The organism is Thalassospira sp. (assembly GCF_030690045.1).
Classification (GTDB): Bacteria; Pseudomonadota; Alphaproteobacteria; order Rhodospirillales; family Thalassospiraceae; genus Thalassospira.
The window spans coordinates 347,554-359,369 of sequence record NZ_JAUYHK010000016.1; the positions used below are offsets into that span (position 1 = coordinate 347,554).

9 protein-coding genes are annotated in these 11,816 nt (G+C 57.6%); 2 read left to right on the plus strand and 7 right to left on the minus strand.

Annotated elements, in window-relative coordinates; genetic code table 11:
* Positions 1-215: 215 nt before the first annotated feature.
* Both Q8O73_RS13155 and Q8O73_RS13160 read left to right on the plus strand, forming a co-directional pair.
* Complete coding sequence (locus Q8O73_RS13155; RefSeq protein WP_305558621.1) at positions 216-2,261, plus strand: ATP-binding protein; 2,046 nt, start codon at positions 216-218, stop codon at positions 2,259-2,261.
* Complete coding sequence (locus Q8O73_RS13160) at positions 2,258-2,725, plus strand: hypothetical protein (protein ID WP_305558622.1); 468 nt, start codon at positions 2,258-2,260, stop codon at positions 2,723-2,725. Before Q8O73_RS13155 ends, Q8O73_RS13160 begins: the two co-directional genes overlap by 4 nt.
* Before the next feature lie 26 nt (positions 2,726-2,751).
* Here Q8O73_RS13160 and Q8O73_RS13165 read toward each other — a convergent pair whose 3' ends face one another.
* From Q8O73_RS13165 to pheT, 7 genes are all read right to left on the minus strand, one after another.
* Positions 2,752-4,182: a gamma-aminobutyraldehyde dehydrogenase gene (locus Q8O73_RS13165; RefSeq protein WP_305558623.1), complete on the minus strand. Its 1,431-nt coding sequence runs from the start codon at positions 4,180-4,182 to the stop codon at positions 2,752-2,754.
* A gap of 21 nt (positions 4,183-4,203) precedes the next feature.
* Positions 4,204-5,016: an ABC transporter permease gene (locus tag Q8O73_RS13170; RefSeq protein ID WP_305558624.1), complete on the minus strand. Its 813-nt coding sequence runs from the start codon at positions 5,014-5,016 to the stop codon at positions 4,204-4,206.
* Entirely contained in the window at positions 5,006-5,947 is a 942-nt protein-coding gene (locus Q8O73_RS13175; protein WP_305558625.1) for an ABC transporter permease, read from the minus strand. Before Q8O73_RS13175 ends, Q8O73_RS13170 begins: the two co-directional genes overlap by 11 nt.
* On the minus strand, positions 5,947-6,948 hold the full coding sequence (locus Q8O73_RS13180; RefSeq protein ID WP_305558626.1) for an ABC transporter ATP-binding protein: 1,002 nt from the start codon (positions 6,946-6,948) through the stop codon (positions 5,947-5,949). The genes Q8O73_RS13175 and Q8O73_RS13180 overlap by 1 nt, the downstream gene beginning before the upstream one ends.
* A gap of 103 nt (positions 6,949-7,051) precedes the next feature.
* Positions 7,052-8,212, minus strand: a complete 1,161-nt coding sequence (locus Q8O73_RS13185; RefSeq protein WP_305558627.1) for an ABC transporter substrate-binding protein — start codon at positions 8,210-8,212, stop codon at positions 7,052-7,054.
* A gap of 159 nt (positions 8,213-8,371) precedes the next feature.
* Positions 8,372-9,274 carry a LysR family transcriptional regulator gene (locus Q8O73_RS13190; protein ID WP_305558628.1) on the minus strand — a complete coding sequence of 301 codons (903 nt, stop codon included), beginning with the start codon at positions 9,272-9,274 and terminating at the stop codon, positions 8,372-8,374.
* Between the two features lie 129 nt (positions 9,275-9,403).
* Positions 9,404-11,812 carry a phenylalanine--tRNA ligase subunit beta gene (pheT, locus tag Q8O73_RS13195; protein WP_305558629.1) on the minus strand — a complete coding sequence of 803 codons (2,409 nt, stop codon included), beginning with the start codon at positions 11,810-11,812 and terminating at the stop codon, positions 9,404-9,406.
* Positions 11,813-11,816: the final 4 nt, after the last annotated feature.

Here is an 11,816-nt window from a genome sequence, read left to right on the forward strand (position 1 = left end):
TTGCGTCGGCGCACCCTGTTCGGGCAGCGACAGCAAGATCAAATCCGGTCATAACCTGTATCGGCTGACCAACGACAATTCCGTAAAACCGGGCGGCTCGTCAATAACAGGATAAAACGACAAAGTGCAATCGCGCTTTACGCCATGTGCGGGTTTATTTAGGCTTTTGCCGATGATCCGTATAGAGGAAATCGACAGGAAAGTTCCAATCAAAGATGTTTCTTGCGCCCGTTGAACCTTCCCTGTCACATCGCAGCCTGAGAAAGCTGCGCCAATGGCTGGTGATCCTGTCGCTGGGCGGTGCCGGTATTCTGTTGCTGTCTTTCGGTCTGATCCAGAAAACCCTGTATGACAGCGCCCTTGAACAGGGAGCGGCGCAATTGATGCGGCTGGTTTCCTCGATCAGCATTACCGTATCGCAGGCCGACCCCGATGATTTGTCGGCCATCCCGCTGGATCATCAGGGCGTGGTTGTTGCCGTTCTCGATACCAGCCTTGTACCGGTGCATGGCAATTTGCCGGTTCCTATCATCAGCGACCTGAACGATGCCCTTGCCCGCATCGCCCCCACCGATCGCGGTCATGGGACCCTGATCTGCCAGCATGGGCAACAGGTGGTGATGGCCTCCTATCATTTCATGCCGGTTCTGGACCGGGTTGTGGTGGTGATGACCCCGCGTAACAGCCTTCTGGGCGGGTGGATACAGGGGCTTGCCCTTCAGGCCGGGTTGATGCTGATTGTTCTTTTGGTGATGGGGTGCCTGTCAGTCTGGTTGTGGCGTCGCCTGAAACAACAATACAGCCACACCACCGGCCTTGTCGGCCATGTCAGCGATGCCGAAAATGCCCTGTCGGGTTTTGGCTGTGCGGTGCTGGGCTGGCGGCCGGGGCAGGATCATCTGGTCTTGCAACTGGACTGGCCCGCCGTTCTGGGTTCCGGACTGACATCGCCCCCCGTCACCGCAAAGGATTTTCTGGCGCTGTTTGATCCCCAGTCATTGCAGGATATTTCCGATCCGCTGGTGCGCGATATCTGGCCCGATCCACGTTTTGCCACCATGGTGTGCCTGCAAATCGGCAATGGTGACTGGCACCGGTTTTATCTTTCGGCCATCCGGGGCAAGGATAAAAACGGCCCGCTGGTGACGGTGTTGCTGCTGCAAACGACCGCGAACCAGCAAATTTGCAATCCGTTTGAGGCCTATCTGACCCACACCCCCGACCCGGCAATTGCGGTGGATGAAACCGGAAGATTGCGCGGTATCAGCCCGGTGCTTGAACAGCTTGTCGGTTTGCGCAATGCCGACCTGATCGACCGGCCCTTTCTGGATCTGTTCGTGCCCGAAGACCGTAACAGCGCGGCCTATGCCTTTGCCGATTGCCTGCAAGGCACCAAAGGCGGACATGCGCTGGTATTTCGCATCAAGGACCGCGATCAGAATCTGCGCTGGCTGGCATGGCATTGTATCGGCCCTTATGACGGCATCATGTATGCCAGCGCGCGCGATGTCAGCGAATTCGTCCAGAATGCCAGCAAGCTGCGCGATACCCTGGACCAGCTTAAACGCAGCAACGAGGACCTTGAACAATTCGCCTATGTCGCCTCGCACGATTTGCAGGAACCGTTGCGTATGGTCGCCAGCTATACCCAGCTTCTCAAACGGCGCTTTGGCGGCACGCTGGATCCCGAAGCCGATGAATATATCGATTATGCGGTGGACGGGGCCAAACGCATGCACAAGCTGATCACCCATCTTTTGGAATATGCCCGCACCGGCAGCAATGGCGACCTCACATTGCTTGACTGTAATGAAATCCTCAACGAGGCGCAGGCCGACCTCAAGGCGGCGATCCAGCAGGAAGGTGCGACCATCACCCATAATGCCCTGCCGAAATTGCAGGGTGATCGCATCCAGTTATCGCGGCTGTTTCAAAACCTGATTGGCAATGCGATCAAATATGCCCGCCCCGGTGTGCCACCGCATATCGACATCACCGCCCTGCGTGATCCGGACATGCCGGAATTTTGGCGGTTTTCAGTGCGCGATAATGGTATCGGCATTCATTCCGACCATGCCAGCCGGATTTTCCGGCTGTTTCAACGCCTGCACAAGGATGAGTTTGCCGGGACTGGACTTGGTCTGTCGTTATGTCGCAAAATCGTCGAACAACATGGCGGCACGATCTGGCTTGATACCACCCGCCCGATGAGCGACCCCGGCGCGACCTTTATCTTCACCCTGCGCGGAGACACAACATGACCGTCCCGACCCGTTTTTTCCAGACCGGAACAACCGGCATGATTGCCGCGATGCTGATGCTTGCGGGGTGTGGCACCGAAATGCGCACCATGCCCGACCATCACATGCAAAGTGTGGCCGATATTTTCGCCGGGCGCGATTTTGCCGCCCCGCCGCCCACCGGCTGGCGACAGTTGAATGGCAGCGAAATCAATTACCGCTTCGCCAACGAGGTTTATGGCGTTTATTCCCTGGATAATGACCGGGAATTGATGGTGATGCGGCTGGCCGACAATGCCACGGCCAGACTGGAAGTTGCCAATACTGCGGAAAATTGCGTCTGGAGCAGTTCCGCCGACCGACTGAACCTGCAATGTGATGGCATCACAAAATACTGGCGAATTTATTCAAATGGCCCGGACATTGTGGGGGCAGATATAGAAGCATCGATGTTTGCCGTCATGAAAAAACGGCCCGGCGCATGATCGGATGACCGGCCGGGCCGCGTCCCTTATGCGCCGTGCTTGACCATAACATGCCGGACGGCGGTGTAGTCTTCGAGGGCGTACATCGACATATCCTTGCCATAGCCCGATTGTTTGAGCCCGCCATGCGGCATTTCATTGACCAGCATGAAATGGGTATTCACCCAGGTACAGCCATAACGCAGCCGGGAGGCCACCGCCATCGCCCGGCCCACATTGGATGTCCAGACCGACGAGGCAAGGCCGTATTCACTGTCATTGGCCCATTCGACGGCCTGATCGACATCCGAAAACCGCGTGACCGATACCACCGGGCCAAAAACCTCGCGGCGGACAATTTCGTCTTGTTGCCGGGCACCGGCAATCACGGTTGGCTGGTAATAAAATCCCCTGTCGCCATGCACCTTGCCGCCGGTGGTGATGTCGATATGGCTTTGTTCGCGGGCGCGTTCGACAAAGCTGGCGACACGGTCGCGTTGCCGGTTGGAAATCAGCGGGCCAATATGGTTCAGGCTGTCATCGGCCAGATCATATTTGATATCGGCCACCGCCGATGTCAGGTCCGCGACAAAATTGTCATAGACCCGGTCACTGACATAAATCCGACAGGCCGCCGTGCAATCCTGCCCGGCATTGTAATAGCCAAACGCCTGCAAGCCTGACACGACTTCGGACAAATCCGCATCATCCATCACAATCACCGGGGCCTTGCCGCCCAGTTCCAGATGGGTCCGCTTGACACTTTTCGAGGCGGCCTGAAGCATTTTCTTGCCGGTGGCGACATCGCCGGTCAGGGAAATCATGTCCACCAGCGGATGGTTGATCAACTGGTTGCCGACAGTTTCGCCGCGCCCCAAAATAACATTCACCACCCCGGCAGGCAGAATATCGGCCAGAATTTTTGCCATTTTCAACGCCGTTAACGGCGTCTGTTCAGATGGTTTGAACAGAACGGTATTGCCACCGCCAATCGCCGGGGCGATTTTCCACGCCATCATCATCAACGGATAATTCCACGGCGCAATCGAGGCAACCACCCCGATCGGATCGCGCCGGATCATGCTGGTATGACCGGCCATATATTCCCCCGACACCGTGCTGGTCATGCAGCGCACGGCACCGGCAAAAAACCGGTAACAATCGACAATTGCCGGAATTTCATCATTCAGCACACAACTGATCGGCTTGCCGCAATTAAGGGCTTCAAGCCGGGCGAAGTCTTCGGCTTCGGCCTCGAGCCGGGCGGCGATTTTCAAAAGATAGCCGGATCGTTCCGCCGGGGTGGTCCGCGACCAGGTTTTGAACGCCACCGCCGCGGCGCGGGCCGCCGCATCGACCTGGGCGTGGGATGCCTCGGGCATGTCCAGAATCAGTTCCCCGGTCCGGGGGTTCAGGATCGGTTCGGGCGTTTCGGTTCCTGTTTCCAGCCGGTCGCCAATCAGCATGTTCGTGTCCATCTCAAATCTCCCTGTTGTGTTCTATTTGCCATGACCGGCGGTGTCTTCGCCGCCACGGGTCAGATAATAGGCCGCAAGAATCGGCACAAAGGTCACCAGCACCACGATCATCGCCACCACATTGGTGACCGGTCGCTGGCGCGGGCGCACCAGTTCATTGAGCATCCAGATCGGCAATGTCGATTGCTGCCCGGCGGTAAAGGTCGTCACGATCACCTCGTCAAAGGACAGGGCAAAGGCCAGCATCCCGCTCGCCAGAAGGGCCGTGCCGATATTGGGTAAAATGACATAACGGAATGTCTGGAAACTGTTGGCCCCCAGATCCAGCGATGCCTCGATCATGGATCCCGACAATCTGCGGAACCGGGCAACCGCGTTATTATAGACCACGACAATGCAAAAGGTGGCGTGCCCCAGAATGATCGTGAAGGTCGAATAGGGAATTTCCGCCAGATTGAATGCCGAACGCAGGGAAATGCCGGTAATGATGCCCGGCAGGGCAATCGGCAGGATCACCAGAAGGGATATCACCTCGCGGCCGAAAAAGCGGGTGCGCACCATCGCAGCAGCACACAAGGTTCCCATCACCAGCGCAATCGCCGTCGATACCGTGGCGACTTTCAGGGACAGCGACAACGCCGTCCAGACATCGGCGCGGTTCCATGTCACCGCGAACCATTGCAGGGTCAGGCCAGGGGGTGGGAACTGATAACTGCGTTCCTCGGTGGTAAAGGCATACAGAAAAATCAGCAGGATCGGCAGATGCAAAAACAGCAAGCCGCCAATCGCTGCACATTTCAGCGTCAGGGACGCACCGGAACGGTCAGAGCGCATCGAAAGCCCCCTTGCGTTTGGCGATCCACAGATACACCGCCATCACCACAATCGGCACCACGGCAAAGGCCGCAGCCAGCGGGATATTCCCGGCCGTTCCCTGATGGGCATACACCGCCTGCCCGATAAACAGGCGCGACGATCCGATGATCTGCGGAATGATGTAATCGCCCAGCGTCAGTGAAAAGGTGAAAATCGACCCGGCAATGATGCCCGGCAGCGCCAGCGGCAGGATCACATGTACAAAGGTCTGGCGCGACGACGCGCCCAGATCACCCGATGCCTCGATCAGATTGACCGGCACCCGTTCCAGCGATGCCTGCACCGGCAGGATCATGAAGGGCAGCCAGACATACACAAACACCATGAATGTGCCGATATAACTGACCGACAGCGAATTGCCGCCAATCACCGGCAAGGACAATATCCCGTCCAGTACGAAACCAAGTCCCGCCCCCTGTAACGCCCAGCTGATGATGCCTTCCTTGGCGAGGATCAGCTTCCACGCATAGACCTTGACCAGATAGCTTGACCACAGAGGCAACATCACCCCCAGATAAAACAGGACTTTCCAGCGCCCCCGCGCATGACGCGCCGCAAAATAGGCAATCGGAAAGGCCAGCACGACCGATGCCAGCGTCACCGATGCTGCCATCGAGACGGTGCGGACAATGATGTCAAAATTGGCCGGCCGAAACAGTTCGCCATAGGTTTTCAGGGTGAATTCGCGGCGGATCATGCCGGTAAATTCATCAATCGCAAAAAAGCTTTGTGTCAGCAGGGCAAACAACGACCCGATATAGATCACGCCCAGCCACAAAAGCGGCGGTGCCAGCAACAGGGCCAGCAGCACGCCCGGCCTGCGCCAGAACAGATCGGACAACCGGCCTGTCAGGCCATCCGCACGGGGATATGAAAGCGGCCCCGCCATCAGTCCTGATCCATCAGATGCAGGGCATCGGTCGCCCATGTCAGGCCGACTTCGGCACCGGGTTGTGGCACCGGGGCGCTGGCCGGATGCTGGGCGGTAATATCGGCCCCGCCAACATCCACCGTCACCCGGATTGATGACCCCAGATAGCGGGTGCTGCGCACATGTCCGCGCGCCAGAACCCCGGTTGCATCGGGTGCCGGGGTCAGGCTTACCGTCTCGGGCCGCAGGCTTGACCAGCGGGCGACATTGGCGAACCGGATGGTTATCTGCGGATCGAACACATTGGAAGACCCGACAAAATCGGCGACAAAGCGGGTGCGTGGTTTTTCATAAATTTCCTGCGGCGGGCCGACCTGAACAATCCGGCCTTCGTTAAACACCGCCAGACTGTCGGCCATCGACAGGGCTTCGCCCTGATCATGGGTTACAAAAACAAAGGTAATGCCAAGACGCTGTTGCAGGGATTTGAGTTCTTCCTGCATCTGTTCGCGCAATTTCAGGTCAAGCGCCCCCAGGGGTTCATCCAGCAACAAAACCCGCGGACGGTTCACCAGTGCGCGCGCCAGCGCCACCCGTTGCCGTTGCCCGCCGGAAAGCTGTGCGGGTTTGCGGTCGCCAAACCCGTCAAGTTTCACCAATGACAGCATTTCTTCGGCCTGTTGATGGCGATGTGCCTTGCCATCCCCGCGCACCATCAGACCATAGGCCACATTGTCGCGTACATTCATATGCGGAAACAGCGCATAATCCTGAAACACTGTATTGACCTGACGGCGGTTTGGCGGCACGCCTTCGGACGGGGTATCGAAAATCCGGATATGGCCGGATGACGGTTGATCAAACCCCGAAATCAGGCGCAGACAGGTGGTCTTGCCCGACCCGGACGGGCCCAACATGGCAAAGAACGTTCCCTCGGCGATTTGCAAATCGACATGATCGACCGCCCTGATATCGCCAAAATGGCGCGAGACGTCCTGAAATTCTACGGCAAAAGTCATGGATAACAGCTTTCCGTGATATTCCGGGAAATTCCCGAAATCTCTGGCAAGGGGCAGAAAAGGATATGACGGTGCCCCGCAGGACGCGGGACACCGGGGCTATTTAACGACCGCCAATCACACCGATATAGTCCGACACCCACCGGTAATACGGCACGCATTCATCCTGACTTTCGCAGGACGAAACCGGAGTCGTCCAGAACCGGATACGTTCGAATTCATCAAAGCCGTTGGTGGTGCAGCCTTCGGCAGTTTGCATGCCGCGCCCGTCGTTACAGGCCGCAGGCACCACTGGATTGGCCCCGAACCAGACCGACAGGTCGCTTTGCAAATTTGACGACAGGGTATGTTCGATCCACAAATAAGAACAATTCGGATTGGCCGCATCCACATGCATCATTGTGGTATCGGCCCAGCCCGTTGCCCCTTCAACCGGAATGGTCGAGGCCACCGGTGCGCCATCCCCGGCCAGAAGATTGACCTGAAACGGCCATGATCCCGATGCGACAACGCCTTCATTTTTGAAATCGTCAATCTGGATAAAGGCGTCGTGCCAATACCGGCCAACCAGCTTGCGCTGCTGACGCAGCAGATCAAGGGCGGCCTCATATTGTTTCTGGTTCAGTTCATAGGGGCTTTTGATGCCCAGATCGGGCTGATGATACATCAGATATTGCGCCGCATCGGCCACATGGATCGGCCCGTCATAGGCCTGCACACGACCGGCATTGGGTTTGCCATCGGGCAGGTTCATTTCCTCGAACACGACATTCCAGCTGGTCGGTGCCTCGGGGAAAACCGTGGTGTTATACATCAGAACATTCGGACCCCATTGATAGGGCACCCCATAATGCACCCCATCGACGGTAAACCACGGCGCGTTCTGAAGCCGGGGGTCAACCGTGTTCCAGCTTGGCACCAGATCAATATTGATCGGTTGAATGCGCCCGCCCGCCACCATCCGCAACGAGGCATCGCCCGATGCCGTCACCAGATCGAACCCGCCTTCATTCATCAGGGCGACCATTTCATCCGATGTATTGGCAGTTTTGACATTGACCTTGCAGCCGCTTGCCTTTTCAAAGCCGGTCACCCAGTCAAATTCGGCCATTGTTTCGCCGCGTTCGATATAACCGGGCCAGGCCACGATATTGACCTGACCTTCGGGTGCGCCGATTTCGGTCATCATCTGGGCGGCAAGGCTGCTTCCGGCCCATAAAACGGCAACAAGGGCTGTCGCGCAGCCCGTCTGGATATGCTTCATCTGACTTCTCCCGCTGAAGACGTGAATTTCGGCCTGAGGCCATCCCTGATTTGATTTATTGTCATTGCAGTCTCCGCCTGCGCGGAATATTCGCAATCTCAAAAAACAGAAATGCGTTATCGGTAAAACCGATAGATAGCCGAATGTGCCAGAAAACCCCTAACGCGGGGACATCGCATTTTGTGCCGTGCGAATAAAATCGCGACTGACATCGGACAAAGGTGCCCCGCGCCGCCATGCCAGCCCGACCTGAACCGTTGGCAAATCGCCCGACACATCGCGAATTTCGATGCGGTCCCCTTCCAGCGACCACGGGCGATATACCAGATTGGGCAACAGAGCGACCCCGGCCCCGGTGGCGACCAGACTGCGCACTGCCTCCACCGAACGGGTGCGAAAGGCAATGTTGGGCCGCACACGCAAGGAATCGATCAGGCGGCGGGTGCTTTCCTCGATTTCATCAACACTCAGCATGATCAGCGGTTCGGCGGCGACCTGATCCAGCCCGATTGACTCGGCCGATGCCAATGGATGCCCCAACGGCAACCAAAGGCGATAGGCCGACACCTCCAATGTTTCCACCAGCAAGGCCGCCCGGTCGCGGATGTTTGATGTCACCAGAACCGCCACATCCAGTTCGCCACCAATCAGCAAATGTTCCAGATATTCACCATTATCCTCAATCGCCGAAACCTCGACCCCCGGATAGGCACGGCGAAACCGCGCCAGAATATCCGACAACACATAACCCGCCACCAGCGAGGTCACCCCCAGCGACAGCCGCCCGCCCTGACGGGTGGATTCCTCGCGAAATGTCATGCGGGCATCGGCGACATCGGCCAGAATTTTGGTGGCATGGCGCAAAAACTGGCTGCCTTTGTGGGTGATTTCCAGATGGCGCGATTTGCGTTCAAACAGGACAACGCCCAGATCGCTTTCAAGTGCCTGCACCGCCTCGGAAACCGAGGATTGCGATATCGACAGGGCGCGCGCCGCCCGCGAGACCGTCCCCTGTTCGGCCACGGCAACGAAAAACTGCAATTGTCGAAGTGTAAATGCCATGCCCGATGCTGGCACGAAGCCGAACGGCTGGCAAGCGCCTAACGTTTTAGAATTACAAGATTAATTATGGCCCCAAAACACAACAGGCCGCCCTTGCGGACGGCCTGTTTGCATCTGTGTTTCTGGCGATCAGCCGCGCAGGCTGCCACCGGTGGCCTGTTCGACGGCGGCAATGACTTTTTTGCTGACCGCCTCGATTTCTTCGTCGGTCAGAGTCTGTCTGGTCGGCTGCAAGGTGATCGAAAAAGCCAGCGATTTTTTGCCTTCGGCAATGCCCTTGCCGGCATAAAGGTCGAAAACCGTCACATCGACAATCAGATTGCGATCCACCGCCCGCACGGCCTTTATGACCTGATCGGCACTGATGCCATCATCGAGCAAAAAGGCAAAATCGCGTTCGACCGCCTGAAAGCTTGATGCATTCAGCGGCGGGCGATTGGTGCCTTTTTTCTTCGGTGCCGGAACGTTTTCAACGAACAGTTCAAAGGCAACAACCCGGCCCCGCACATCCATCGCCTTGAGGATTTTCGGATGCAGTTCCCCGAAATAGCCAAGGATGTTTTTCGGCCCCAATTGCAACACGCCCGACCGGCCCGGATGATACCATTGCGGTGCCCCTGCGGCATTGATCTGCACATTTGCACTGGCAACGCCCAAAGCCTCCAGAACGGCTTCGGCATCGGCCTTGACGTCAAACACATCGACATCGCGGCGCGATCCGGTCCAGCTGCGCGGGGTGGTCGATCCGGCCCGCAGGCCCGCCGCCACCAGACGCTGGTCGCCCGGCTGATCGCCAAAAAACTCCGGGCCGACTTCAAACAGGGCCAGATCGGCAAAGCCGCGATCCTGATTGCGCCCGGCAGCCGCGATCATATTGATCAGGGCATTGGGCCGCATGATATCCAGATCCGAACTGATCGGATTGGCCAGATAAAGCCCGTCTTTCAATTCGCCAAACAGTTTGGCGTGGCGCGAATCGGTAAAGGACCAGGTAACGGTTTCATAAAGCCCGCGCGATGCCAGAATACGGCGGGTCAGACCGACCCGTTTTTGAAACGGGGTCAGGGCCGGAACCGGCAGGCTGGTTTCGCGTTCCAGCGGCACCGTCGGGATATGGTCATAGCCGTGAATGCGCAGCACTTCTTCGACCAGATCGGCCTCGCCGACAATATCGGGACGCCAGCTTGGCGCGATTGCCGAAATGACCGGCGCAGAACCGCTGACCTCAAAGCCAAGGGCGGTCAGAATATCGCGCACCCGGCTTTCAGGCAGATCGACCCCGCCCAGACCGGCAATGCGGTCCAGACACAAATCAAAGCTGTTGCGCGAATCGGGGACATCGCCCGCCCGCACCACATGGGATACTTCGCCGCCACAAATTTCGGTAATCAGGCGGGTCGCAACCTCGATCCCCCAAATCACCGATTGCGGATCGACACCGCGTTCAAAGCGATAACGGGCATCGGAATTGACCTGTAATTTACGACCGGCCTTTGCCACCACAACCGGATCAAACAGGGCACATTCGACAAAAACATTCACCGTATCTTCGACACAGCCGGTTTCTTCGCCGCCAATGATCCCGCCAAGGCCCAGTGCCTTTGCCTGATCGGCAATCACCACCATCGTATCGGACAGGGCATATTCCCGGTTATCAAGGGCGGCCAGCGTTTCGCCCGTGCGGGCGTAACGCACATGGATATCACCCGACAATTTGTCGGCATCAAACACATGCAACGGGCGGCCCAGATCAAAGGTCACCAGATTGGTGATATCGACCAGGGCGGAAATCGGACGCAGGCCGATGGCCTCCAGCCGCGATTTCAGCCATGCCGGGCTTTGCCCGTTTTTAACACCGCGAATATAACGGCCATAAAAGGCCGGAACCGCTGCATTCGCCAAAAGATCGGCACCAATCGACACCCCGACCGGGCTGTCGAATGTGCCGGTGACCGCAACCTGCCTTGGATCATCCTTTAAGGTGCCAAGCCCCCCGGCGGCCAGATCGCGGGCAATACCGCGGACCCCGGTGCAATCGGGCCGGTTCGGCGTCAGGCCGATTTCAATCACCGGATCATCGGCCCCCAGAATGCTGGCAACCTGTGCGCCAATCGGGGCATCGGCAGGCAATTCGATAATGCCGTCATGATCGTCGCCCAGACATAATTCGCGGGTTGAACACATCATGCCCTGGCTTTCGACGCCACGGATTTTGCCGGGTTTCAGTTTGGAGCCATCAATCGGAATGATCGCACCGGGCTGTGCCAGCGCGACCTTGATCCCGGTGCGGGCATTGGGCGCGCCGCACACCACCTGAATGATTTTGTCACCGGTATTGACCCGGCACAGTTTCAAGCGGTCGGCATCGGGATGCTGACCCGCTTCTTCGATATATCCGACACGAATATCGGCAAGGGCGGCGGCACTGTCGGTAACGCCTTCCACTTCCAACCCAATCGCGGTGAGTTTTTCAGCAATCGCGTCCACCGACGCATCAGTGGCAAGATGCTGCTTTAACCAGTCAATCGTGAATTTCATAATA

Bases quoted from the DNA above. Each gene is read 5' to 3' on its own strand.
- Q8O73_RS13165 (WP_305558623.1), bottom strand. From the start codon at position 4,182: ATGGACACGAACATGCTGATTGGCGACCGGCTGGAAACAGGAACCGAA.
- Q8O73_RS13185 (WP_305558627.1), bottom strand. From the start codon at position 8,212: ATGAAGCATATCCAGACGGGCTGCGCGACAGCCCTTGTTGCCGTTTTA.
- Q8O73_RS13160 (WP_305558622.1), top strand. From the start codon at position 2,258: ATGACCGTCCCGACCCGTTTTTTCCAGACCGGAACAACCGGCATGATT.
- pheT (WP_305558629.1), bottom strand. From the start codon at position 11,812: ATGAAATTCACGATTGACTGGTTAAAGCAGCATCTTGCCACTGATGCG.
- Q8O73_RS13180 (WP_305558626.1), bottom strand. From the start codon at position 6,948: ATGACTTTTGCCGTAGAATTTCAGGACGTCTCGCGCCATTTTGGCGAT.
- Q8O73_RS13175 (WP_305558625.1), bottom strand. From the start codon at position 5,947: ATGGCGGGGCCGCTTTCATATCCCCGTGCGGATGGCCTGACAGGCCGG.
- Q8O73_RS13155 (WP_305558621.1), top strand. From the start codon at position 216: ATGTTTCTTGCGCCCGTTGAACCTTCCCTGTCACATCGCAGCCTGAGA.
- Q8O73_RS13190 (WP_305558628.1), bottom strand. From the start codon at position 9,274: ATGGCATTTACACTTCGACAATTGCAGTTTTTCGTTGCCGTGGCCGAA.
- Q8O73_RS13170 (WP_305558624.1), bottom strand. From the start codon at position 5,016: ATGCGCTCTGACCGTTCCGGTGCGTCCCTGACGCTGAAATGTGCAGCG.